The 23903-nt window shown below is 69.7% G+C and carries 24 protein-coding genes and 3 tRNA genes; 6 read left to right on the forward strand and 21 right to left on the reverse strand.

Annotation, left to right across the window (positions count from 1 at the left end; genetic code table 11):
- Nucleotides 1–12: 12 nt before the first annotated feature.
- The 10 genes from rpoB to ABVB68_RS08960 form a co-directional block, all read right to left on the reverse strand.
- Nucleotides 13–3498 (reverse strand): DNA-directed RNA polymerase subunit beta, encoded by a 3486-nt coding sequence (gene rpoB / locus ABVB68_RS08915; RefSeq protein ID WP_353600339.1) that lies wholly within the window; start codon nt 3496–3498, stop codon nt 13–15.
- A 590-nt stretch (nt 3499–4088) separates the two neighbouring features.
- The gene (gene rplL / locus ABVB68_RS08920) at nt 4089–4478 is read right to left on the reverse strand and encodes a 50S ribosomal protein L7/L12 (RefSeq protein WP_353600340.1); all 390 of its coding nucleotides are present in this window, start codon (nt 4476–4478) and stop codon (nt 4089–4091) included.
- Between the two features lie 116 nt (nt 4479–4594).
- Complete coding sequence (rplJ, locus tag ABVB68_RS08925; protein WP_353600341.1) at nt 4595–5125, reverse strand: 50S ribosomal protein L10; 531 nt, start codon at nt 5123–5125, stop codon at nt 4595–4597.
- Nucleotides 5126–5440: 315 nt separating this feature from the next.
- Nucleotides 5441–6367 carry an SCO4651 family lipoprotein gene (locus ABVB68_RS08930; protein WP_353600342.1) on the reverse strand — a complete coding sequence of 309 codons (927 nt, stop codon included), beginning with the start codon at nt 6365–6367 and terminating at the stop codon, nt 5441–5443.
- A 164-nt stretch (nt 6368–6531) separates the two neighbouring features.
- Nucleotides 6532–7257 carry a 50S ribosomal protein L1 gene (gene rplA / locus ABVB68_RS08935; RefSeq protein ID WP_345046720.1) on the reverse strand — a complete coding sequence of 242 codons (726 nt, stop codon included), beginning with the start codon at nt 7255–7257 and terminating at the stop codon, nt 6532–6534.
- Between the two features lie 98 nt (nt 7258–7355).
- Nucleotides 7356–7790 (reverse strand): 50S ribosomal protein L11, encoded by a 435-nt coding sequence (rplK, locus tag ABVB68_RS08940; protein ID WP_353600343.1) that lies wholly within the window; start codon nt 7788–7790, stop codon nt 7356–7358.
- Between the two features lie 133 nt (nt 7791–7923).
- Complete coding sequence (locus tag ABVB68_RS08945; RefSeq protein ID WP_353600344.1) at nt 7924–8376, reverse strand: hypothetical protein; 453 nt, start codon at nt 8374–8376, stop codon at nt 7924–7926.
- Nucleotides 8377–8402: 26 nt separating this feature from the next.
- Nucleotides 8403–9329 carry a transcription termination/antitermination protein NusG gene (gene nusG, locus ABVB68_RS08950; protein WP_353600345.1) on the reverse strand — a complete coding sequence of 309 codons (927 nt, stop codon included), beginning with the start codon at nt 9327–9329 and terminating at the stop codon, nt 8403–8405.
- Nucleotides 9330–9409: 80 nt separating this feature from the next.
- On the reverse strand, nt 9410–9694 hold the full coding sequence (gene secE / locus ABVB68_RS08955) for a preprotein translocase subunit SecE (RefSeq protein ID WP_353600483.1): 285 nt from the start codon (nt 9692–9694) through the stop codon (nt 9410–9412).
- 106 nt (nt 9695–9800) lie between these two features.
- A tRNA-Trp gene (locus ABVB68_RS08960) sits at nt 9801–9873 on the reverse strand.
- 262 nt (nt 9874–10135) lie between these two features.
- Here ABVB68_RS08960 and ABVB68_RS08965 point away from each other — a divergent pair.
- Entirely contained in the window at nt 10136–11362 is a 1227-nt protein-coding gene (locus ABVB68_RS08965) for a pyridoxal phosphate-dependent aminotransferase (RefSeq protein ID WP_353600346.1), read from the forward strand.
- Nucleotides 11363–11493: 131 nt separating this feature from the next.
- A complete protein-coding gene (locus ABVB68_RS08970; protein WP_353600347.1) occupies nt 11494–12534 on the forward strand; it encodes an adenosine deaminase in 1041 nt (346 codons plus the stop codon).
- A 180-nt stretch (nt 12535–12714) separates the two neighbouring features.
- On the opposite strand, the gene ABVB68_RS08975 is transcribed toward ABVB68_RS08970, so the two are convergent.
- The 8 genes from ABVB68_RS08975 to ABVB68_RS09010 form a co-directional block, all read right to left on the reverse strand.
- Entirely contained in the window at nt 12715–13803 is a 1089-nt protein-coding gene (locus tag ABVB68_RS08975) for a UDP-N-acetylmuramate dehydrogenase (protein ID WP_353600348.1), read from the reverse strand.
- Between the two features lie 454 nt (nt 13804–14257).
- A complete protein-coding gene (locus tag ABVB68_RS08980) occupies nt 14258–15718 on the reverse strand; it encodes a DHA2 family efflux MFS transporter permease subunit (RefSeq protein WP_353600349.1) in 1461 nt (486 codons plus the stop codon).
- A gap of 110 nt (nt 15719–15828) precedes the next feature.
- Nucleotides 15829–16398 carry a TetR/AcrR family transcriptional regulator gene (locus ABVB68_RS08985; RefSeq protein ID WP_353600350.1) on the reverse strand — a complete coding sequence of 190 codons (570 nt, stop codon included), beginning with the start codon at nt 16396–16398 and terminating at the stop codon, nt 15829–15831.
- Between the two features lie 248 nt (nt 16399–16646).
- Nucleotides 16647–17075, reverse strand: a complete 429-nt coding sequence (locus ABVB68_RS08990; protein ID WP_353600351.1) for a MaoC family dehydratase — start codon at nt 17073–17075, stop codon at nt 16647–16649.
- A gap of 7 nt (nt 17076–17082) precedes the next feature.
- The gene (locus ABVB68_RS08995) at nt 17083–17535 is read right to left on the reverse strand and encodes an FAS1-like dehydratase domain-containing protein (RefSeq protein WP_353600352.1); all 453 of its coding nucleotides are present in this window, start codon (nt 17533–17535) and stop codon (nt 17083–17085) included.
- A 189-nt stretch (nt 17536–17724) separates the two neighbouring features.
- Entirely contained in the window at nt 17725–17889 is a 165-nt protein-coding gene (gene rpmG / locus ABVB68_RS09000; protein WP_003948671.1) for a 50S ribosomal protein L33, read from the reverse strand.
- 90 nt (nt 17890–17979) lie between these two features.
- Nucleotides 17980–18052: transfer RNA gene (locus ABVB68_RS09005), tRNA-Met, on the reverse strand.
- Between the two features lie 46 nt (nt 18053–18098).
- Nucleotides 18099–18171, reverse strand: a tRNA-Thr gene (locus ABVB68_RS09010).
- A 574-nt stretch (nt 18172–18745) separates the two neighbouring features.
- Between ABVB68_RS09010 and ABVB68_RS09015 the strand changes: the two genes are divergently transcribed.
- Together ABVB68_RS09015 and ABVB68_RS09020 are read left to right on the forward strand one after the other, a co-directional pair.
- Nucleotides 18746–20011, forward strand: coding sequence for an amidohydrolase family protein (locus ABVB68_RS09015; RefSeq protein WP_353600353.1), 1266 nt, complete (start codon nt 18746–18748; stop codon nt 20009–20011).
- A gap of 273 nt (nt 20012–20284) precedes the next feature.
- Nucleotides 20285–20941, forward strand: coding sequence for an SDR family oxidoreductase (locus ABVB68_RS09020; protein ID WP_353600354.1), 657 nt, complete (start codon nt 20285–20287; stop codon nt 20939–20941).
- Between the two features lie 256 nt (nt 20942–21197).
- Here the strand turns inward: ABVB68_RS09020 and ABVB68_RS09025 are convergent, their stop codons facing one another.
- From ABVB68_RS09025 to ABVB68_RS09035, 3 genes are read right to left on the reverse strand one after another with little or no spacing between them, the layout of a single operon-like run.
- Nucleotides 21198–21410, reverse strand: coding sequence for a hypothetical protein (locus ABVB68_RS09025; protein WP_353600355.1), 213 nt, complete (start codon nt 21408–21410; stop codon nt 21198–21200).
- 41 nt (nt 21411–21451) lie between these two features.
- Nucleotides 21452–21676: a hypothetical protein gene (locus tag ABVB68_RS09030; RefSeq protein WP_353600356.1), complete on the reverse strand. Its 225-nt coding sequence runs from the start codon at nt 21674–21676 to the stop codon at nt 21452–21454.
- Nucleotides 21677–21720: 44 nt separating this feature from the next.
- A complete protein-coding gene (locus ABVB68_RS09035; RefSeq protein ID WP_353600357.1) occupies nt 21721–22074 on the reverse strand; it encodes a DUF6233 domain-containing protein in 354 nt (117 codons plus the stop codon).
- Nucleotides 22075–22243: 169 nt separating this feature from the next.
- On the opposite strand from ABVB68_RS09035, the gene ABVB68_RS09040 reads away from it, so the two are divergent.
- Entirely contained in the window at nt 22244–22546 is a 303-nt protein-coding gene (locus ABVB68_RS09040; protein ID WP_353600358.1) for an ArsR/SmtB family transcription factor, read from the forward strand.
- Nucleotides 22543–22935, forward strand: coding sequence for a VOC family protein (locus ABVB68_RS09045; protein WP_353600359.1), 393 nt, complete (start codon nt 22543–22545; stop codon nt 22933–22935). The genes ABVB68_RS09040 and ABVB68_RS09045 overlap by 4 nt, the downstream gene beginning before the upstream one ends.
- Nucleotides 22936–23903: the final 968 nt, after the last annotated feature.

Below are 23903 nucleotides of genomic sequence, written 5' to 3' on the forward strand. Positions count from 1 at the left end.
GCCGGACTCCCGTCAGACCTCTTCGACGCTGCTCGGCTCGCGCCGGGACAGGTCGATGCCGAGCTCCTCCGCAGCGCGGAAGACGTCCTCGTCGGTGTCGCGCATCTCGATGGACATGCCGTCGCTGGACAGCACCTCCACGTTGAGGCAGAGCGACTGCATCTCCTTGATGAGCACCTTGAAGGACTCGGGGATGCCGGGCTCGGGAATGTTCTCGCCCTTGACGATGGCCTCGTAGACCTTCACGCGGCCGGTGACGTCGTCGGACTTGATGGTCAGCAGCTCCTGGAGGGCGTACGCGGCGCCGTAGGCCTCGAGGGCCCACACCTCCATCTCACCGAACCGCTGGCCACCGAACTGGGCCTTACCACCCAGCGGCTGCTGGGTGATCATCGAGTACGGACCGGTCGAACGGGCGTGCAGCTTGTCGTCGACCAGGTGGTGCAGCTTGAGGATGTACATGTACCCGATGGAGATCGGGTCCGGGAACGGCTCACCGGAGCGGCCGTCGAACAGCCTCGCCTTGCCGGTCGGCTGCACCATCCGCTCGCCGTCCCGGTTCGGGATGGTGTGCTGCAGCAGACCCGCCAGCTCGTCCTCGCGGGCACCGTCGAACACCGGGGTGGCGACGTTGGTGCCGGGGGCGACCTGGTCGGCGCCGATGACCTGCAGGCGCTGGGCCCAGTCCTCCGCGAGGCCGGAGACGTCCCAGCCGCGGCTGGCGAGCCAGCCGAGGTGGATCTCCAGGACCTGTCCCGGGTTCATTCGGGACGGGACACCCAGCGGGTTCAGGATGATGTCGACCGGGGTGCCGTCCTCGAGGAACGGCATGTCCTCGATGGGCAGGATCTTGGAGATGACACCCTTGTTGCCGTGCCGGCCGGCGAGCTTGTCACCGTCGGTGATCTTGCGCTTCTGCGCGACGTACACGCGCACCAGCTGGTTCACACCGGGGGGAAGCTCGTCGCCCTCCTCGCGGTCGAAGACGCGGACGCCGATGACCTTGCCGATCTCGCCGTGCGGCACCTTCAGCGAGGTGTCACGGACCTCACGGGCCTTCTCACCGAAGATCGCGCGCAGCAGGCGCTCCTCCGGCGTCAGCTCGGTCTCACCCTTGGGCGTGACCTTGCCGACGAGGATGTCGCCGGCGACGACCTCGGCACCGATACGGATGATGCCGCGCTCGTCGAGGTCGGCGAGGACCTCCTCGGAGACGTTCGGGATGTCCCGGGTGATCTCCTCGGGGCCGAGCTTGGTGTCACGGGCGTCGACCTCGTGCTCCTCGATGTGGATCGAGGAGAGGACGTCGTCCTGCACGAGGCGCTGCGACAGGATGATCGCGTCCTCGTAGTTGTGACCCTCCCACGGCATGAACGCCACGAGCAGGTTCTTGCCCAGGGCCATCTCGCCGTTCTCGGTGGCCGGACCGTCCGCGAGCACCTGGCCCGCGACCAGGCGGTCGCCCTCGTTGACGATGACCTTCTGGTTGACCGAGGTGCCCTGGTTGGACCGGGAGAACTTGGCCAGGCGGTACGTGATGTACGTGCCGTCGTCGTTGGCGGTGGTGATGTAGTCCGCGGAGACCTCCTGGACCACACCGTCCTTCTCGGCCTTGACCACGTCGCCGGCGTCGGCGGCGGAGCGGTACTCCATGCCGGTGCCGACGAGCGGAGCCTCGGACTTGATCAGCGGCACGGCCTGCCGCATCATGTTCGCGCCCATGAGGGCGCGGTTGGCGTCGTCGTGCTCCAGGAAGGGGATCATGGCGGTCGCGACCGACACCATCTGGCGCGGCGAGACGTCCATGTAGTCCACGTCCTCGGGGCCGACGTAGTCGACCTCGCCGCCACGGCGGCGGACCAGCACGCGGGCCTCGGCGAACCGCATCTCGTCGTTGAGCGGCGCGTTGGCCTGCGCGATGACGAAGCGGTCCTCCTCGTCGGCGGTCAGGTAGTCCACCTCGTCGGTGACCTGGCCGTCGACGACCTTGCGGTACGGCGTCTCGATGAAGCCGAACGCGTTGACCCGGCCGTAGGAGGCGAGCGAGCCGATCAGGCCGATGTTCGGGCCTTCGGGCGTCTCGATCGGGCACATGCGGCCGTAGTGCGACGGGTGGACGTCTCGGACCTCGAAGCCGGCCCGCTCACGGGAGAGACCACCCGGGCCGAGCGCGTTGAGGCGACGCTTGTGCGTCAGACCCGACAGCGGGTTGTTCTGGTCCATGAACTGGGACAGCTGGCTGGTGCCGAAGAACTCCTTGATGGAGGCGACGACCGGCCGGATGTTGATCAGGGTCTGCGGCGTGATCGCCTCGACGTCCTGGGTCGTCATGCGCTCGCGCACGACGCGCTCCATACGGGCGAGACCCGTACGGACCTGGTTCTGGATCAGCTCGCCGACGCTGCGGATACGACGGTTGCCGAAGTGGTCGATGTCGTCGGTCTCGACGATGATCGAGCGGCCGGACTCGCCGGTCGTCTCGGTCTCGCCGGCGTGCAGCTTGACCAGGTACTTGATGGTGGCGATGACGTCGTCGGTGGTGAGCACACCGGCGTCGAGGGGCTCGTCCGCACCGAGCTTCTTGTTCACCTTGTAGCGGCCGACCTTGGCGAGGTCGTAGCGCTTGGGGTTGAAGTAGAGGTTCTCCAGAAGCGTCTGGGCGGCCTCACGCGTGGGGGGCTCGCCCGGGCGCAGCTTGCGGTAGATGTCGAGCAGCGCGTCGTCCTGGCCCTGGGTGTGGTCCTTCTCCAGGGTGGCGCGCATCGACTCGTACTCGCCGAACTCCTCGAGGATCTGCTCGGTCGTCCAGCCGAGAGCCTTCAGCAGTACGGTGACCGACTGCTTGCGCTTGCGGTCGATGCGGACACCGACCATGTCGCGCTTGTCGATCTCCATCTCCAGCCAGGCACCCCGGGACGGGATGATCTTGGCGGAGAAAATGTCCTTGTCGGACGTCTTGTCGATGGAGGAGTCGAAGTAGACACCGGGGGAACGGACCAGCTGGGACACCACGACACGCTCGGTGCCGTTGATGACGAAGGTGCCCTTGTTCGTCATGAGCGGGAAGTCGCCCATGAAGACCGTCTGGGACTTGATCTCACCGGTCTCGTTGTTGGTGAACTCGGCGGTGACGAAGAGCGGGGCTGCGTACGTGAAGTCGCGCTCCTTGCACTCGTCGATGGAGTTCTTCGGCGGCTCGAAGCGGTGGTCCCGGAACGTCAGCGACATCGACCCGGAGAAGTCCTCGATCGGGGAGATCTCCTCGAAGATCTCCTCCAGACCGGACTTGGTGGGGACGTCCTGACCGTTCTCCAGAGCCTCCTCGACCCGACTCTGCCAGGCGGTGTTGCCGAGCAGCCAGTCAAAGCTCTCGGTCTGCAGCGCGAGCAGGTTCGGAACCTCGAGAGGCTCCTTGATCTTTGCAAAGGAGATGCGCAGCGGGGCGGTGCTGGCGCCGTAGTTCGAATTCGCGGTCGAGGCATTGCGCGAGGCGGCCAAGAGGGGGTCCTTCCGAGGGCTCGGACTCACTACGCGCGTACCGGCCCCTCCCTCGTATACCGACACAGAAACCCCAGGTCAAAGGAGCTTTTGTCGTCAGTGCTCGAGTGAGGGCAGACCCCTGGTGACGGGCAGGGGACAGCTAACAGGCAGCGCAAAGGGTCAGTGTAGCCACTTGGCACACTGATGTCCAGCGCGGGTTTTTCGAGACCCTCGTTGTGCTCACCGCTCTTGTCTACGCCCTCGGCATGCTGCCCTCAACGCACGTTGATACTGCCCTCTTCGTCGTCGATCCATGCCTCGGATTCGGATCCTTGTGACGACGCGTCCTGAGAATTGCGCGCTGCGTGCGGTTCGTCAAGGCCCCTCAGTCCAAACGAGACTGGCAGGAGACACGACGAAGATCACCATACCCCTCGCCGTCGCGAGTGCAAGGCAACCGCGGTCGGCCCTCCTGATACGCCGAAGAGCGACCACCCGGATGGATGATCGCTCTTCGGTGCGTTCGCGTTACAGCCCTACGAGGCGCGGTTCACCGCGACACGGGCCGCAGGCCGCGTGCAGTCGGGTTCGGCAGAACCCGGACGGTCTTACTTGACCTCGACGGAGGCGCCGGCGCCCTTGAGGGACTCGGCGGCCTTCTCGGCGGCGTCCTTGGCGACCTTCTCGAGGACGGGCTTCGGGGCACCGTCGACGAGGTCCTTGGCCTCCTTCAGACCCAGCGAGGTCAGCTCACGCACGACCTTGATGACCTGGATCTTCTTGTCGCCGGCGCCGGTGAGGATGACGTCGAACTCGTCCTTCTCCTCCTCGGCCTCGGCGGCGCCGGCGCCGGCGCCGGCGCCGGCCACGACGACCGGGGCGGCAGCGGCGGCGGTGACGTCGAACTTGTCCTCGAAGGCCTTCACGAACTCGGAGAGCTCGATGAGGGTCATCTCCTCGAACTGGGCAAGCAGCTCGTCCTGGGTGAGCTTCGCCATGATGGCGGTCCTTCCACTCAATCGGCGGGTGCCGGATGTACTGGGTGTGGCGGGCGTACGTCGGCCCGCTGAGACCCTCGCCGCGTCATGCGGCCAGGATCAGAAAGCGAGCCGAATTACTCGGCACCGCCCTGCTCGGCCTGCTTGGCACGGAGCGCGTCCACGGTGCGGACGAGCTTCGACGGCAGCGCCTGGAAGACGGAGGCAGCCTGGGACTGCTTCGCCTTGAAGGCACCGGCCAGCTTGCTGAGCAGAACCTCGCGGGACTCGAGGTCCGCAAGCTTCTTGATCTCGTCGGCGGACAGCGCCTTGCCGTCAAGGACACCGCCCTTGATGACGAGATTCGGGTTGTCCTTGGCGAAGTCACGGAGACCCTTCGCCGACTCCACCGGGTCACCGGTGACGAAGGCGACAGCCGTCGGACCGTTGAACAGGTCGTCCAGCGTCGAGATCCCGGCCTCGTTGGCCGCAATCTTGGTCAGCGTGTTCTTCACCACGGCGTACTGGGCGTTCTCACCGAGCGACCGGCGCAGCGTCTTGAGCTGCGCCACGGTGAGACCGCGGTACTCGGTAAGCACGGCAGCGTTGGAGTTGCGGAACTGCTCCGTCAACTCGGCCACTGCGGCAGCCTTGTCGGGCCTCGCCATAGAGCCTCGGCCTCCTTCCGGGTGATTCTGACCGCGCGGACCCGAAGGAGGTCTGGGGAAACGAAACGCCCCGGCGCAGGCGCACGGGGCGGACTCGACCGATCGCACACGCGAGAGCGTGTACCGTCCGGGAGTACTTCCACATTCACCTGCGCGGGTCGCCCACTTTTCAGCGGATCCTTCGGCCACCGCACCCTCTTACGAGCGCACGGCAACGACCAGCGGTCTTTGGCTTCCTCTGGAGAGTACGGGACCGGGGCGCCGTCGAGCAAATCGGCCCGAACGGGCCGCCCCGGTCCTTCGGCTTCGCCGGTCTCAGGAGCTGGTGCCGGTGCCGCCCCCGAGGGTGCCGCCGCCCATGGTTCCGCCGGACTTGAGCAGGTCCGCGAAGTCCTTGGTGTCACCGGCCGGCGGCGCCTGGGCGCTGACCTTCACGCCGTAGTCGCTGTAGAACGTCGTGTTGGTCATGGTGCCGTTGGCGGTGTTCGCCTTCTCGGTCTTCTTGACCAGCAGGTTGTCGTCGTTGATCCAGATGTTGACGGTGTCGGTGCTGACGCCCGCCTGGCCGAGCTGCTTCCTCAGGGCTGCCAGCTGGCCGGCGCTGAGGTTGCTGCTCCTGTCCGCGAGGTCCGCGACGTTCACCGTGCCCGCGTAGTGCGTGGTGTGGGCGCCGGAGACGGTCTCCTCGCCGACCTTCTTGACGTCGCCCGACGCCAGCAGCATCCGCACGGACTGGTCCGGCGTGGAGCTCTGCAGCTGGTCCTTCATGTACGAGCCGGAGGCGCCGCCGAGCTTGGCGAGGTCGTCGTAGGAGTACCTCAGCCAGTGCTTGCCGCCGGTGTGCTCGGCGTAGGTGTCGCTCATGTGCGCGTAGTAGGCGTCCGGCAGGTAGCGGGCCTCCATCGACGTGGAGCCTGCCTGACGCATCATCTCGGCCATCTTGCCGCCGGTGTAGGTGATGGTCAGGGTGCCCTGGAGGCCGTCACGCCAGGTGAGGGCGCCGTTGGCCGTCATCGCCATGAGGTCGCCCATGGCGGTGGTGGACCGCACCTTGGCCGAGTCGGCCTTGTCCGTGGACTTCTCGACGGATCGCAGGGCGGCGATGGGGCTGACGTGCACCGCGCCCCCGCCGGCCGCCTTGCCGTCCTTGCCTGCGTCCGTGGAACCGCAGGCCGCCACGCCGGTCAGTGCGGCGGCCACCGCGATCGACAGGCCCATTCCGCGCACGGTCGTGCTCTTCATCCAGTCCCACCCCTATACGAGTCCCGTGCCAGCACCGTAACCCAGGCCACTGACAGTGGTACGACAAGTCGCACAAAGAAAGGACGGGCCCTGCACCTCGAAGGTTGCAGGGCCCGTCCTCCAGTTGCGCGTACCCGACGCGGCTACCGGGGTGAGCGGGAGGCTCAGACGGCGGCCGGGTCCTCCTCGACGAGGAGGTTGCGGGTGCGGTTGGGGTCGACCGGGATGCCGGGGCCGATCGTGGTGCTGATGGCGGCCTTCTTGATGTACCGGCCCTTGGCGGCGGACGGCTTCAGGCGGAGGATCTCCTCCAGCGCGGCGCCGTAGTTCTCCACCAGCTGCGAGTCGTCGAAGGACGCCTTGCCGATGATGAAGTGCAGGTTCGAGTGCTTGTCGACGCGGAACTCGATCTTGCCGCCCTTGATCTCGGTGACGGCCTTGGCGACGTCGGGGGTGACGGTGCCGGTCTTCGGGTTCGGCATCAGACCACGCGGGCCGAGGACGCGGCCGAGGCGGCCGACCTTGCCCATGAGGTCCGGGGTGGCGACGACGGCGTCGAAGTCCAGACGGCCCTTCGCGACCTCGTCGATCAGTTCGTCGGAGCCGACGATGTCGGCGCCCGCGGCCTCCGCGGCCGCAGCACGGTCACCGGTCGCGAAGACCAGGACCCGGGCGGTCTTGCCGGTGCCGTGCGGAAGGTTCACGGTGCCACGGACCATCTGGTCGGCCTTGCGCGGGTCGACACCCAGGCGGAAGGCGACCTCGACGGTGCCGTCGAACTTGGTGGTGGAGGTCTCCTTGGCGAGACGGACCGCCTCGAGCGGGGCGTACAGCTTCTCCCGGTCGATCTTGGCGTCCGCAGCGCGGAGAGCCTTGCTGCGCTTGCTCACAACTGCTCCTGTGTGTTCTGAAAGGAGTCGTGGTACGGGCCGAGCGGGCCCTGCCACGTGCGACCGGCTACGGCCGCATCGACTGCTGGGGGGTGACGTCAGCCCTCGACCGTGACGCCCATGGAGCGCGCGGTGCCGGCGATGATCTTCGCGGCCGCGTCCAGGTCGTTCGCGTTGAGGTCGGGCATCTTGGTGGTGGCGATCTCGCGGACCTGCGCCTCGGTGATCCTGGCGACCTTGGTCTTGTGCGGCTCGCCGGAGCCCTTCTCGATGCCCGCGGCCTTGAGGATCATCTTCGCGGCCGGCGGCGTCTTGGTCACGAAGGTGAAGGAACGGTCCTCGTAGACCGTGATCTCCACCGGGATGACCCAGCCACGCTGCGACTCGGTCGCGGCGTTGTAGGCCTTGCAGAACTCCATGATGTTGACGCCGTGCTGGCCCAGCGCGGGGCCGACCGGCGGAGCCGGGTTGGCCGCACCGGCCTGGATCTGGAGCTTGATAAGCCCCGTGACCTTCTTCTTCTTGGGAGGCATGCTCTCTCCGGGTCCTTGCTGAGAGGTTGATTACCATCCATGTCCTGGACCTGCGCCCATCGGGGCAAGATCACATAGATGGCATACCGCACCACGATAGCCGGTGTCTCATCCAGACAGGAAATCGCCCTGGTCAGGCAGCCCGCGCAGGTCGTTCGGACCGCCGCTCGCGCAGCAGGAGCACGGCTCCCGCCGACACCGCGAGCACGGTCGCGCCGGCCGGCACGGCGAGGAGCGCGGCGACGCTCCCGCGGCCGCTGTCGTCGGCGAGCGCGACCCGGTCCGGCTCACCGGGCACGTGGAGCACGTCCCCGGTGTCCCCTTCCGCACGGCCACGCGCGCGCGTGCCGAACGGCAGGCCGGCCGTCAGATCCTCGCCCGCCTCGGAAAAGGTCACTCGGCAGCCGCCGAGGAAGCACACCCCGTCGTGGAAGGTGGCCTCGGCCGGCTCCGCTCCCCGCGCCTCGGTCCGCAGGAAGGCGGCCGGGACGAAGGCGGCGTACACCGGCACCAGCAGCGCCAGGGCGGCCACGGCACCGAGGACGGCGGGCCGGACACGGCGAGAGCGCCCCGGACCGGTGCTCACCGGCGGGGCGCTCTCGGGGTGTGTGCTCAGTTCTTCTGGATCTGGTCGAAGGACAGCTCGACCGGCGTCTCCCGGCCGAAGATCTCCACCAGGCCCTTGACCTTCTTCGAGTCGGCGTTGATCTCGTTGATGGTCGCCTGCAGCGTGGCGAACGGGCCGTCGGTGACGGTGACCGAGTCGCCGACCTCGAAGTCCAGCACCTGGACCTCGACCTTGCGCTGCGGAGCGGGCTTGCCCTCGGCCTCGGCGGCCTCGCGGGCGGCCTTCTCCTCGGCCTCCGGGGCGAGCATCTTGACGATCTCGTCCAGGGTCAGCGGGTACGGGTCGTAGGCGTTGCCGACGAAGCCGGTGACGCCGGGGGTGTTGCGGACGACGCCCCAGGACTCGTTCGTCAGGTCCATGCGGACCAGGACGTAACCCGGCAGCTTGTTCTGCTTGATCGTCTTGCGGTCGCCGTTCTTGATCTGGACGACCTCTTCCTGCGGCACCTCGGCCTGGAAGATGTAGTCCTCGACGTTCAGCGAGACGGCGCGCTGCTCCAGGTTGGTCTTCACGCGGTTCTCGTAACCGGCGTAGGTGTGGATGACGTACCACTCGCCGGGCAGGGTGCGCAGTTCCTCGCGCAGGGCCTGGACCGGGTCGACCGGCTCGGCCGGCTCCTCCTCGGCGGCTTCCGCTTCGGCGTCTTCGGTGCCCTCGGCCGCGGCCGCGTCGGCGGCTCCCGCGTCCTCGGTGTCCTCGGCGGCGACCGCTTCCGCGTCGCCCTCCTCGGCGTCGTCTTCCTCGTCCTCGACGTGCACAGCGGCCACTTCGGCCGGCTCGCCCGCCTCGGCCTCGGCAGCCTCGAACTCGTCCTGCTCGTCCGCGCCCTCGACGATGTCGAGCTCGTCGTCCACCGTCTCGGCGGCATTTTCGCGAGGCTCGGTGGCGTCGTTCAGGTTCGGGTCAGACACGATGGCTGCTTCTTCCTGGATACATAGGGGTGGAACATGCGAAAAGGGGCGCCGGTACCACGGCGCCCTTCGCTCTGGACTCAGCCGAAGACGTACTTGGCCGCGTGGTTGAGCCCATAGTCAATCACGGTCACCAGTGCGATCATGATGGCGACGAAGAAGATCACCACGGTGGTGTACGACGTCAGCTGATTGCGCGACGGCCAGACGACCTTGCGGAGTTCCGCGACGATCTGGCGGTAGAAGGTGGCCAGACGCTTGAGCGGGCCCTTCTTCGCGCGCTTGCCGCCCTTGCGAGTCTTCCTCGACTCGGGCAACTCGTCCTGAGCATCAGGCGTGTCGATGGAGCCCACGGCGTCCGTCATAGTCCTCACCTGATCCCGGGTCGTGGCCGTGCCGCGCCCGGTTTCTGAGCCGCACGGCGGTGCAATGCTGTACGTACATGCGCACACATCCTGGCGGTGTGTGTAGCAGGGCCGGAGGGACTTGAACCCCCAACCGCCGGTTTTGGAGACCGGTGCTCTACCAATTGAGCTACGACCCTTTGTGTGTCCACCAACGTACCGCATCCGACCGGGTGCTCGGTGTGCACCGGTTACGGCGGCGGCTGCCGGAGGCCAACGAGGTGTGAGTGTACGTGGTCGACGGCCCGCCGTCGAACAGAATGCGCCCGTCCGAAGCGGTCCGGCCGAAGATCGTCCTGGCCGGCGGCCGGATTCGAATCCCAGTTCACGCCTCGACCCCTTGCTGTTCAGTCTGTGAAACCCGTGTACCGGGGTCGTTTGCGGTCTGGAACGATGGGCCTCATGAGCCCTGCAACCCCTCCCACCGAGCGCCGGGTCTCCGCCCGAGTCGGCGCGATCTCCGAGTCCGCCACCCTCGCCGTGGACGCCAAGGCCAAGGCCCTGAAGGCCGCCGGACGTCCGGTGATCGGCTTCGGCGCCGGTGAGCCCGACTTCCCGACCCCGGACTACATCGTCGAGGCGGCCGTCGAGGCCTGCAAGAACCCGAAGTACCACCGCTACACCCCGGCCGGCGGCCTTCCGGAGCTGAAGTCGGCGATCGCCGCGAAGACGCTGCGCGACTCCGGGTGGGAGCCCGACGTCTCGCAGATCCTCGTCACCAACGGCGGCAAGCAGGCCATCTACGAGGCGTTCGCCGCGATCCTCGACCCGGGCGACGAGGTCATCGTCCCGGCGCCGTACTGGACGACGTACCCGGAGTCGATCCGTCTCGCCGGCGGTGTCCCGGTGGAGGTCGTCGCCGACGAGACGAGCGGCTACCGCGTCTCCGTCGAGCAGCTGGAGGCTGCACGCACCGAGAAGACCAAGGTCGTCCTCTTCGTCTCCCCGTCCAACCCGACCGGCGCCGTCTACAGCGAGGCCGAGACCGAGGCGATCGGCCGCTGGGCCCTCGAGCACGGTCTGTGGGTGCTGACCGACGAGATCTACGAGCACCTGGTCTACGGCGACGCCGTCTCCGTGTCCCTGCCGTCGCTCCTTCCCGAGCTGCGCGACAAGTGCATCGTGGTCAACGGTGTGGCGAAGACGTACGCCATGACCGGCTGGCGCGTGGGCTGGGTCATCGGCCCGAAGGACGTGGTCAAGGCCGCGACCAACCTCCAGTCGCACGCCACCTCGAACGTCTCCAACGTGGCCCAGGCGGCCGCCCTCGCCGCCGTCTCCGGCGGCCTGGACGCCGTGGCGACGATGCGTGAGGCCTTCGACCGCCGCCGCAGGACGATCGTGCGGATGCTCAACGAGATCGACGGCGTGTTCTGCCCGGAGCCCGAGGGCGCCTTCTACGCCTACCCGTCGGTCAAGGCGCTGCTCGGCAAGGAGATCCGCGGCAAGCGCCCGCAGGACACCGTCGAGCTGGCCGCGCTGATCCTGGAGGAGGCCGAGGTCGCGGTCGTCCCGGGCGAGGCCTTCGGCACGCCGGGGTACCTGCGGCTGTCGTACGCGCTCGGCGACGAGGACCTCAGCGAGGGCGTCAGCCGGATGCAGAAGCTGCTGGCGGAAGCGCGGGACTGAGGCCTTCCCACCTCCCACGCGCGCGTGCGGGCCGTTTCCCTCCGGGGAGGCGGCCCGCTTCTGTGTGCGAGCAAGACCACCAAGGGGGAAACGGCTACCGGGAGGGCGGGTCCGTGCGGCAGGATCCTGGAATGGAGCGTGTACGTGATCTGACCGAGCTGCCGAAAGCCCATCTGCATCTGCACTTCACCGGCTCGATGCGGCCGGGGACCGTCCTGGAACTGGCCGACAAGCACGGGGTACCGCTGCCCGACGCGCTGACGGAGGCGCTGACCAGCGGGGAACCCCCCAGCCTGCGGGCCACGGACGAGCGGGGTTGGTTCCGCTTCCAGCGGCTGTACGACGCGGCGCGCTCCTGTCTGCGCGAGCCCGAGGACATCCGGCGGCTGGTCCGGGAGGCCGCCGAGGAGGACGTGAAGGACGGCTCGGGCTGGCTGGAGATCCAGGTGGACCCGACGTCGTACGCGCCCCGGCTGGGCGGCCTGATCCCGGCGCTGGAGATCATCCTCGACGCGGTGGAGACGACGTCCCGGGAGACCGGCCTCGGCATGCGCGTCCTGGTGGCCGCCAACCGCATGAAGCACCCGCTGGACGCGCGCACCCTGGCCCGCCTGGCCGTGCGGTACGCGGACCGGGGCGTGGTCGGCTTCGGGCTGTCCAACGACGAGCGGCGCGGCATGGCGCGGGACTTCGACCGGGCCTTCCACATCGCGCGCGAGGGCGGTCTGCTGTCGGCCCCGCACGGCGGCGAGCTGACCGGCCCTGCCTCGGTGCGCGACTGCCTGGACGATCTGCACGCCTCCCGGATCGGGCACGGGGTGCGCGCGGCCGAGGACCCGGGGCTGCTGAAGCGGCTGGCCGACCGGGGCGTGACGTGCGAGGTGTGCCCCGCCTCCAACGTGGCGCTCGGCGTCTACGAGAAGCCGGAGGACGTCCCGCTGCGCACGCTGTTCGAGGCGGGGGTCCCGATGGCCCTCGGCGCCGACGACCCGCTGCTGTTCGGCTCCCGGCTGGCCGCGCAGTACGAGATCGCCCGCCACGCCCACGGCTTCACCGACGCCGAACTCGCGGAGCTGGCCCGGCAGTCGGTACGGGCTTCCGCCGCACCCGAGGACGTCAGGGCACGGCTGCTGGCCGGCGTGGACGAATGGCTCGCCCGCCCGGCCGCCTGAAGCGGTCGCGGGACGGACAGGACTGGAAGCGGACGACCCTCCGCAGCCTGCGGCGCGGTCCGGGGCACGGGAACCGTCGACCCGGTCCGGGACACGGGAGCCGTCCATCGGTTCCGGCCCCCGCCTGCCGATCCAGGGGGTCTCCGCCATGCCGAGCCGGACCGATCCGGTCCGGTCCGGCTACAGGCTGACGCCGACCGTCACCGGCTCGTTGACCAGGGTGACGCCGAAGGCCTCCCGGACTCCCGCGACCACCTCACGGGCCAGGGCCAGCAGGTCTTCGGTGGTGGCCTCGCCCCGGTTGGTGAGGGCCAGGGTGTGCTTGGTGGAGATGCGGGCGGGCCCGGTGCCGTAGCCCTTGCTGAAGCCCGCCTTGTCGATCAGCCACGCCGCGGAGGTCTTCCTGCGGCCCTCCCCCGCCGGGTACGCGGGCGGCTCGACGCCCTCCCCCAGCCGCTCACGCACGCGCGCGTGGAACGCGGCGAACTGCTCGTCGGTGAGGATCGGGTTGGTGAAGAAGGACCCGGCCGACCAGGTGTCGTGGTCCTCGGGGTCGAGGACCATGCCCTTGCCGGCCCGCAGCTTCAGCACGGTCTCGCGGGCGTCGGCGAGCGGCACCCGGTCGCCCGGTTCCACGCCGAGGGCCCGGGCCGCCTCCGCGTACTTGACCGGCGCGGACTGCCCGCCCGCGTCCTCCAATTCGAACCGGACGCGCAGCACGACATAGCGCTCCGGGTCGGCCTTGAAGCGGCTGTGGCGGTACGAGAAGGCGCACTCCTCGTTCGTCAGCGTGACGGTCTCGCCGGCCCGGCGGTCGTACGCGATCACCTCGCTGATCGTGGCGGAGACCTCCTGGCCGTAGGCACCCACGTTCTGGATCGGCGTGGCGCCCGCCGACCCCGGGATGCCGGCCAGGCATTCGACCCCGGCGAGCCCGGCCTCGACCGTGCGGGCGACGGCGTCCGTCCACACCTCGCCGGCGGCCAGCTCCAGCGTCGTACCGCGCAGCTCGACACCGCGCGTGGCGATGCGCACGGCGGTGCCGTCGAAGCCCTTGTCGCCGATGACCAGGTTCGAGCCACCGCCGATGACCAGCAGCGGGGTGCCGGTGTCGTCGGCCTCGCGGACGGCGGCGATCACCTCGGCGTCGGTGACCGCGGTGACCAGCCGCGTCGCGGGGCCGCCCAGCCGGAAGGTGGTCAGCGGGGCAAGGGGGGCGTCGTGGAGTACCTGCACGCGCCCAAGACTACGAGACGCCTCCGACGGCACGGCACGCCCGCGTGGGCGCGTGGCCGCACGCCCGCGTCTGCGGCGAGGGGCGGCCACGCGCTGCCGCGAAGGATGGGCGGCTCTGCGGCGAAGGGCGGGCGTACGCGTACGAAGTCCCGTCACCGGCCGCCGTGAGGTACTACTGGGACGGCACCACCGGACCGCTGCCCCACCGGACCGCTGCCCCACCGGACCGCTGCCCCACCGGACCGCTGCCCCACCGGACCGCTGCCCCACCGGACCGCTGCCCAGCGACAGGACACCCCGTCGCACCGGCACGCGCGCGTGGGCCCCGTTGTGAGGTCCACGCGCGCGTGAAGGCCCTGCCGGGCAACGCCGTCCGGAGATCCGCGGGCGAGCGGGTGGCCGCCTGGCCGGTGGGCATGACGGCGTCGTCGGTGAGCGGTCGCCTGGTCGGTGCCTGTGGGGGCCTGACCAGTAGGTGGTGGCCCGGTCAGCCGGTGGTGGTCTGGAGGACCTGGGCCGGGCTCTCCTCGGCCGTCGGGGTGAGCCGGCCGGCGCAGTCGCGGCGGCCCGGGATCAGCAGAGCCGCGACCGCGGCGGCGGCGACCACCGCGGAACCGGTGACCAGCGCGGGCCGCAGGCCGTCCACGAAGCTCCGCGCACTCTCGTAGCCACCCTGCGCGGAGAAGATCGACGACATGACCGCGATGCCGAGCGCACCGCCCACCTCGCGCAGCGCGTTGTTGGCGCCGGAGGCGATGCCCTGCTCCTGCGGACGCACGCTGGACATCACCAGGTTGGCCGCCGGGGCGAAGTACAGCGCCATGCCGATGCCGTTGATGATCAGGGCGGGCAGCTGGGCGGCGTAGGAGGCGTCGGCGGTGGCCACGAACGCCATGTAGCCGAGCCCGGCGGCCTGCAGGAACAGGCCCGCGGCGACGACCGGCCGCCCCCCGATGCGGTCGGACAGGATTCCCGCCACCGGCGCGACGAGCATCGGCATTCCGGTCCACGGCAGCATCCTGAGGCCCGCCTCGGTGGGCGAGTAGCCGAGGACGCCCTGCATGTACTGGCTGAGCAGGAATATGGAGCCGAACATCCCGACGAACATCAGCAGGCTGGCCGCGTTGATCCCGGCGAAGGCGCGGGAGCGGAACAGCCGCATCGGCAGCATCGGGGCGGCCGCGCGGGAGCTGTAGAGGACGAAGCCCACCAGCAGGGCCGCCCCGGCGAACAGCGCGGTGAGCACCACGGAGTCGGTCCAGCCGTCCGCGGGTCCGCGGACCAGGCCGTACACGATCCCGAAGAGGCCGCCGCTGGCGAGCAGCGTGCCGGGGATGTCGAGCCGGGCGCCGGTGCCGTAGGACTCCGCCAGCCGCAGGCGCGCGAGCGGCAGCACGGCCAGGCCGAGCGGGACGTTCAGCCAGAAGATCCAGTGCCAGGAGACATGCTCGGTGAGGCTGCCGCCGATGAGCGGTCCGGAGGCGACGGCGAGCCCGTTGACGGCGCCCCAGATGCCGTACACGGTTCCGCGTCGGGCGGCGGGCACGGCCGCTGTCAGCAGGGTGAGCGTGAGCGGCATCATCACCGCCGCGCCCACACCCTGGACCGCGCGGGCGGCGATCAGCGAGCCGATGCCCGGCGCCATGGCCGCGGCGGCGGACGCGCCGGTGAAGACGACGAGGCCGGCGATGAAGAGCCGGCGACGGCCGAAGCGGTCGCCGAGCGCGGCGCCGAACATCAGCAGGACGGCGAACGTGAGCGTGTAGGCGCTCACGGTCCACTCCAGGTCGTCCAGCGCGCCCCCGAGGTCCTTGCGGATGGAGGGCAGGGCGGTCGTGACGACGAGGTTGTCCAGGGCCGCCATGAATCCGGCGACGCTGGTGATGACCAGGGCCCACACGGCTCCCCCGCGCCGTCGTGCGCCGTCCTGTGCGGTCTGTTCCGACATCTCTCCCCCAGAGAGTGAGATCTAGTTAGTTATCGATGACTAACTTTCCTGGCCGTGAAAAGGCCGCGTCGCCCCCACTGCCGGCTCCGCGCAGCCTCCACCGCCCCGCGCTACTTCTCCAGGCGGCCCTTCAGCCGCGCCGACGGATAGAGCCCTTCCCACACCCGATGCCCGGGCGGGAACCCCATGGCCACCAGGCAGTTGATCAGCATTCCGTACGCCAGGAAGACGGTCGTCTCGTTGACGTCCGCGCCGAGCGCCTGACGCACGGTCTCCCACAGCCGCATCCAGCCGGCTCGGACACTCTCGCCGAACTCGCGGTCGCCCTCCTGCTCGGCGGCCGCCACGGCGACGTACATCTGCATCTGCATCATCAGCCGCTCGGGCCGCTCCGCGATGACCTTGGTGTACGCGTTGGCCATGGCATGCAGGGCCTCTTCCCCCCGCAGCCCCTCGGCGGCCTCCTCGAAGGTCCGGATGGTGTCCTCCACGCAGCGTTCGGCCGCCGCGAGGAAGATCGCCTTCTTGCCCGGGAAGAGCCGGAAGAGATACGGCTGCGACACCCCGACACGTCTGGCGATCGCCTCGGTGGAGGTGCCGTGGAAGCCGCCGCGCGCGAACTCGGCGGTCGCAGCGCGGACGACGCTCTCGCGCCGCTCCTCGGCGCTCATTCTGGGCATGCACCTAAGTTAGTGCTCAATCACTAACTTAGCAAGGGTGAGGATGGGGGTATGGCATGCGCACGAGGTGCCTCGCCCACACGCTCAAGAGCCCTCGCCCGGGCCTGTCGCCCATGTGTAAGGGGCGCCTCGCCTCGGAGAACGCCCCTTACGCCCCGGACCTCTCGCCCATGCGTGAGGGGCGCCTCGCCCTGGAGAGCGCCCCTTACTTCCGCGGGTACGCCGACTTGCCCGGCGCAGGACTGCCGTCAGGCCAGCCGGACGGTCGCCCGGGACATGCCCAGCACCTTCTGGCCGGCGCTCATCGCCGTGAGGTCCACCCGCACGGTGTTGTCGTCCAGCTTGGCCGCCACCTTGCCGCTGACCTCGATCAGGGCGCCCCGGTCGTCGTTCGGCACGACGACGGGCTTGGTGAAGCGGACGCCGTACTCCACGACCGCACCGGGGTCGCCGAGCCAGTCGGTGACCACCCGGATCGCCTCGGCCATGGTGAACATGCCGTGCGCGATGACGTCGGGGAGGCCGACCTCCTTGGCGAACTTCTCGTTCCAGTGGATCGGGTTGAAGTCCCCCGAGGCGCCCGCATAACGCACGAGCGTGGCACGGGTCACGGGAAAGGTCTGCGCCGGCAGTTCGGTGCCGACCTCGACGTCGTCGTACGCGATCTTCGCCGCCATCAGGTCCTCACGCCTCCTCGGCCGCGCGGGCCACGAGCTTCGTCCAGGCGGTCACGACGTGCTCGCCCGCCTCGTCGTGCACCTCGCCGCGCACGTCGAGGATGTCGTTGCCCGCGAGGGACTTGACCGCCTCGATGGTCGAGGTGACCGTGAGCCGGTCGCCGGCCCGGACCGGACGGCTGTACGCGAACTTCTGGTCCCCGTGGACCACGCGGTTGTAGTCCAGTCCGAGTTGCGGGTCCTGGACGACCTGGCCCGCGGCGCGGAAGGTGATGGAGAACACGAAGGTGGGCGGGGCGATCACATCGGAGTGACCGAACGACTTCGCGGCCTCGGGGTCCGTGTACACCGGGTTGGCCTCTCCCACCGCCTCGGCGAACTCGCGGATCTTCTCCCGGCCCACCTCATAGGGCGCGGTGGGCGGGTAGGTCCGTCCCACGAAGGACTGGTCGAGCGCCATGGCCCGGCACCTCCTGGTATCTGCTGTGAAGGGCCCCAAACTAGCCGGAAACCACCCGGGGAACGCGCACCGGGCAGGGCGGCACGTGGAGCGGGTGATCGCGGACCGGCACACGGCCGGGTCGCCGAGCGGGGCGAAAACGCCGTGAGGCCGCCCCCACGAAGGGGACGGCCTCACGAACGAGCCTATTTATCGCGTTTCGCGGTGCGCGGTGTGCGCATTGCAACGCGGGCAGTGCTTCTTCATCTCAAGTCGATCCGGGTTGTTACGCCGGTTCTTCTTGGTGATGTAGTTCCGCTCCTTGCACTCCACGCAGGCCAGCGTGATCTTTGGGCGGACGTCGGTGGCAGCCACGTGAGTGCTCCTAAGACGAACGGATGGACTAATTCAACGCAAGAAAGAGTAGCCGATCGAAGGACCGACCCCGCAATCGGCTACTGTCAGTAGCGGTGACCGGACTTGAACCGGTGACACAGCGATTATGAGCCGCTTGCTCTACCGACTGAGCTACACCGCTGTGATGCGATCGGGCCCCGTCTTTCGACGGGTACCTCACACACCAGAGCCCCAAAACGGAATCGAACCGTTGACCTTCTCCTTACCATGGAGACGCTCTGCCGACTGAGCTATTGGGGCGAGCGATGAAGACATTACACGGTCCGCCGCCGTTCACCCAAATCCGTATCGGGCCGCCCCCCGTGCCCCGGTTCCCAGGCCTCTCCACCGCCCCCTGGGCCCGGCGAGCACCGGGTGCGGACACCGGTGGCGACGGGCCGAGCGGGTGACGGCGCCGACGACGGCACGCGCGCGTGGGGCTACCGCGGCGAGGCACCGGTGGCGGCCACGGCACGCGTACGCACGCGTGGAGCGAGCCGACCCCTTCACGTCTTCGCACACGCAGAGTCACCCCCGCGGGCCGGCCACGGCACGACACGAACGTGACGAACGCCGCATTCGCGGAGACCCCGGCGACGGCCTTCCGTCACCGAGAGCGACGACGGAAGGCGGTCACCGAAAGCGGTGTGCGCCACACGCGTGGGCGGCCGGTGTACTGCCAAGGGTGGACCACACCGGTACGACTATTGCGCTCCTGCGCGACCCCGGCGGCGCGCCACCCTAGGCTCGACTCACTCTGCGTGATCTTGGGGTTCCGGCCTCCGAGCCCTCACGCCGTCCCGCCCCGAGCCCCCGGCCCCGACCCTGGAGCGCGATGCCCGACAGCCAGCCGCAGCCCCACCAGCCACCGAACTCGTCGGGCTCCTCCGGATCGCCCGAACCGGCCGCCCTGCTGCTGTGCGGGGCGCGGCTCACCGACGGACGGACCGTGGACGTGCGGCTGAGCGGCGGTCGCATCGAGGCGGTGGGCACGGCAGGCAGTCTCGCGCCCCGCCGCTCCCGGACGGCGTCCCCGCGCTTGGACCTGAGCGGCTACCTGCTCCTCCCGGCCCCGGCCGAACCGCACGGCCACGGTGACACCGCGCTATCCGCCGAACACCCCGGGCCGGTGTCGTACGCGCCCGAGGACGTCCAGCGCCGGGCCACGGAGGCCGCCCTGCTGCAGCTCGGCCACGGGGCGACGGCGGTACGCGCGCACGTACGCGTGGGCGACGTCCAGGGGCTGGGTGCACTGGGGGCGGTCCTGCAGGCCCGGCGTTCACTGCGGGGGCTCGCGGAGCTGACGACGGTGGCGATGCCCCGGCTGCTGACCGGGGCGGCCGGGGCCGACGGGCTCGCGATGCTGCGGGACGCGCTGAAGATGGGCGCCTCCGTGGTGGGCGGCTGCCCGGACCTGGACCCGGACCCCACCGGCTATGTGGAGGCGGTCCTGGAGGTGGCCTCCGAGCACGGCTGTCCCGTCGACCTGCACACGGACGCCGCCGACCCAGCCCGGCTGGCCCGGCTCGCGGCCATGGCGGGTGGCCTGCGCCCGGGAGTGGCGATCGGCCCGTGCGCCGGTCTCGCGCGCCTGCCCGGCGAAGCCGCCTCCCGTGTCGCCGACCAGCTGGCGGCGGCCGGCGTGACGGTCGTGTGCCTTCCCCAAGGCGGCTGCGGCAACGCCGACCGGCAGGGCACGGCACCGGTGCGGCTGCTGCGGGCGGCCGGGGTGCGGGTCGCGGCCGGAAGCGGCGCCCTGCGCGACGTCTCCAACCCCGTCGGCCGTGGCGACCCGCTGGAGGCCGCCTACCTGCTCGCCTCCGCCCACGGCCTGCGCCCTGAGGACGCCTACGACGCCGTGTCCGCCTCGGCCCGCGCGGCGCTCGGTCTGCCGGACGTGCGCGTGGAGGCGGGCTTCCCGGCCGAACTGCTCGCCGTACGCGGTGACCACTTGTCCGGCGCGCTCTCCCTGGCCTACAGCCGAATCGTGGTGCACCGGGGCCGGGTGGTGGCACGCACCAGCGCGGTGCGCGAGTACTGCAACTCGGCGGCGGCAGCGGAACTCGGGCTGCCGCGGCAGGGGCGGAAGGAACTGTCGTGAGGTGGCCGGGCCCGATGCGGGGCAGAAGGGTTCGGCCGGAGTGCGGATTTTCCCCAGGAGTCGGCGGCACAGCTTGCTGATGGCACGCGACGAGAGGTGCGCGCCGGGCGCATGACCGTCGACCACGCGCTGAGCGCGTGACCGACCGGCTCACGTGGGCGCGACCCGGTGGCCGGACGCCGGGCGCTCGGCTTCGGCACGAGCCGGGCGTACTCCGACCGCGCCGGTTAACTCGTGCGGCGGACGGGCCTCTTCGGGCGTACGGTCGGAATCATGCGCATTGTCATCGCTGGTGGTCATGGTCAGATCGCGTTGCGGCTGGAGCGTCGGCTCTCCGCGCGCGGAGACGAGGTCGCAGGAATCATCCGGAACGCCGCGCACGGCGACGATCTGCGGGCGGCCGGTGCCGAACCGATCCTGCTCGACCTGGAGTCGGCTTCGGTGGAGGAGGTCGCGGCCCATCTGCAGGGCGCGGACGCGGCGGTCTTCGCGGCCGGTGCGGGCCCGGGCAGCGGTCCGCGCCGTAAGGAGACGGTGGACAAGGGCGCGGCGATCCTGTTCGCGGACGCGGCCGTCCGCGCGGGCGTTCGCCGCTTCGTGGTGGTGTCGTCGATGGGCGCGGATCCCGAGCACCAGGGGGACGAGGTCTTCGACGTGTACCTGCGCGCGAAGGGCGAGGCCGACGCCTACATCGCCCAGCAGGAGGCGCTGGACTGGACGATCCTGCGCCCCGGCACGCTGACGAACGACCCGGGCACGGGCCTGGTGCGCCTGGAGGCGCACACCGGGCCGGGCACGATCCCGCGGGACGACGTGGCGGCCGTCCTCGCTGAGCTGGTGGACACGTCGGCGACGGCCGGCCTGATCCTGGAAGTGATCAGCGGGTCGACGCCGGTCTCGGTCGCGGTCAAGTCGGTGGCCGGGAACTGAGGGCCGCCTCCGGCCGGGGACCACGGACGAGACACGGCAGGCCCGGACACGGCAGGCCCGGTGGCGGTGTCCGGGAGGGCCGCTGACAGGCCCTCGGCCCGGGCCCGGCCCCTCGTCGGCCGGCCCTCACCGCCCGCAGTCCGCAGTGCCGCCGTCACCGGAAGCAGTCCCGTCGTCACGGGAAGCCGTCCCGTCGTCACCGGAAGCAGTCCCGCCGTCACGGGAAGCCGTCCCGTCGGAACTGAAAGATCAGAACTCAGAAGAGGGGCAGCTGCCCGGGGAAGTCCGGCACGCCGTACCCGTCCAACGCCGGCTGGACGGCACCGAGTTGCGCCTGCTGCCGTGATCCGGCGCAGGAGACGAGCTCCCCGTTCTCCCGTGCCCCGGGCGGGTCGTGGCGGGCGAAGCGGCCCGCCACCACGGCGATTTCGCGGCGGCACACCGGACAGGTTCTGCGTCGGGAGGACATGGCGTCAGTGTGCCGGTAGCCGGGCGGAGGCGGCACCGGCGTCACGTGCGGGTCTCCGCCTCCCACCGCTCCGGGCCCACCCCGCGCCAGTCGATCAGCGGCGAGTCGGCCACCTGCTCGGGCTCGATCTCCAGTCCCGCCCGGCGCAGAAACTCGACCAGGTCCCGCACGTTGTGCGCGAGGCCCAGGATCTCGCCGTCCACCCGGACCCGGCGGCCGCCGGTCGGGGACGGCAGCTGCACGATGATGGGACGCTTCCCGGCCATGGCTCCAGCATCGTCCGCACCGCCTGGGCCCGCACCCGGGCCGGTCATTCGACGATTCCCAGCATCGTGTCCGGACGGCACAGTGGACATGCCGTGACACCTCCTTCGGTGAGCGCTCGTACCGCCTGCCGACGGCCGATCCCCTTCGAGCGGCCGCCGGCGCTCGAGCAGCCGCCGACGTGGACGTAGACCATGCTCCGGCCGTTCAGGCCGCGCTCGATCAACCAGTCCGGAGCGGTCCGCCGCACCGCGAGCCGGCGTTGCCGTTCGGCCTCGCGGCGCTCTTCGTCGGCTATCCACCGGTCCATGAGCGCAAGCTGCCGCGCGGCCTGGTGTTCGACGACGCGGCGCGCGAAACGCAGCATGTCGAGACGCGTCAGCGGACGGTCATCGTTCACACGTTCGATTCTAGTGGCGTCGCGGGAGAAAGTGCGACCACGGTCGCGAGCGCACCGCGTGCGGGGGGGCACGGGGCGCCGGGATCGGGGAGGGCCGGGCGGTGGACCGGCCCGGGACACGGACCGTCTCGGCTCGATAGGCGAGTCAAGGGTTGCCTATTCTCGGGTCGTGGCCGACGACCTCTGCAAAGCCCTGGCCGACCCCAGCCGCCGCACGATCCTCGACGAGCTCACGGAGGAGCCCGGGCAGACCCGGTCCGAGATCTGCTCCCGGCTGAGCATGACGCACCGGCTCGGCATCTCGCGTCAGGGGGTCTCTCAGCACCTCGCCGTGCCGGAGGCCGCGGGACTCGTCGAGACCAGGCGGGAGGGCCGCTGCAAGTTCCACGACCTGAACACGGAGCCGCTGCGGCGGATCGCCGAGCGTCGGCTCGTGCCCGACACGTCCGGACCGGAGAAGAGCACCCCGTGAAGATTCATCTGACCAGCGTCTTCGTCGACGACCAGGCCAAGGCCGCGCATTTCTACACCGAGATCCTCGGCTTCGTGAAGAAGCACGACGTCCCGCTGGGCGGGAAGGACCGGTGGCTGACCGTCGTCTCGCCCGACGAGCCCGACGGCACCGAACTCCTGCTGGAGCCGGTCGGCCACCCGGCCGCCAGGACCTACCGCGACACGCTCGTGCAGGACGGCATCCCGCTCGCCCAGTTCGCCGTCACCGACGTGCGGGCGGAGTACGAGCGCCTGCGCGGACTCGGTGTCCGCTTCACCCAGGAGCCCGTGGAGACGGGCCCCGTCACCACCGCGGTCTTCGACGACACCTGCGGCAACCTGATCCAGATCGCGACCGAGCCGCGGTAGCCGGCCGTCCGGGTACGGCCGACACCTCGACCGCCTTCCTGACGGCCCCTCACCGACCGGCCCGCTACGAGCCCGACCGGGCGTGCCGGGCCGGCGCGGCTCCACGTCGACCTGCGCCTTCGACGACAGACACCCAGGGTCCGCTGTCACAGAGACCGGCAACGCCCCGCCCGAAAATCCGACGTCGGGAACGACCAGGGCCCCGTGATCTGCTCTCACAGATCACGGGGCCCTGATTCCCGTGTGGCGGCGCCAGGATTCGAACCTGGGAAGGCTGAGCCGGCAGATTTACAGCGGGCTGGCTGCGGGTGTCCTGAGCAGGCCTTTTAGTCGCTGCTGACCGCCACGGGGAACGCCTGGGGAAACACGCCCCCCGCAAGGCTCCAGTTCGCCACTCACCCTTTGAGAAAGGACGCTCCTGGAGCACGAGCGTTTCAGTTCATGAGCAGTGCCTGGCCGCTCCCAGCCCCTGGGGATGCGAATGCCGCCTGTCGGAGGTCAAATAGAGAGAGGCCCCCTGCACTCAGAGGCGAGAGGCGTGAACGACTCGCCATCGCCAGCGGAGCGCCTGGACAAGTGCCAGGCCAAGGCCTGCAAGGGGTTGACGCCCATGGTGTGACTGGGCATCTTGTCATCGAGACGAAGTAATGTGGGAGTTACTAATGTCTGGACCAATCGATCCACCTCGATGGCCTTTCCTCGATAAAAATCTGTTTGTGGAAGACGAAGCCGACACCCAAATCTGGACTCGACCGGCTGCGGGTTTCGGAGCCGAGAGGCGCGATGACGGCATACATTTCACAAAAGGAGAGGGTTACGACGGCCCTTCTCTGATCTTCCGAAATTTCGGCGCCACATGGTACGCGAAGCTGGCGGCAGGTCGCCTTGTAGATTCCCCGACGGGAAGTTGGACTTCAACTCCCCATGTTGACCTATCAGGTCAGATTTACGGTTACGTAGGAGCGGGG

The organism is Streptomyces sp. NPDC096012, assembly GCF_040426375.1.
Classification (GTDB): Bacteria; Actinomycetota; Actinomycetes; order Streptomycetales; family Streptomycetaceae; genus Streptomyces.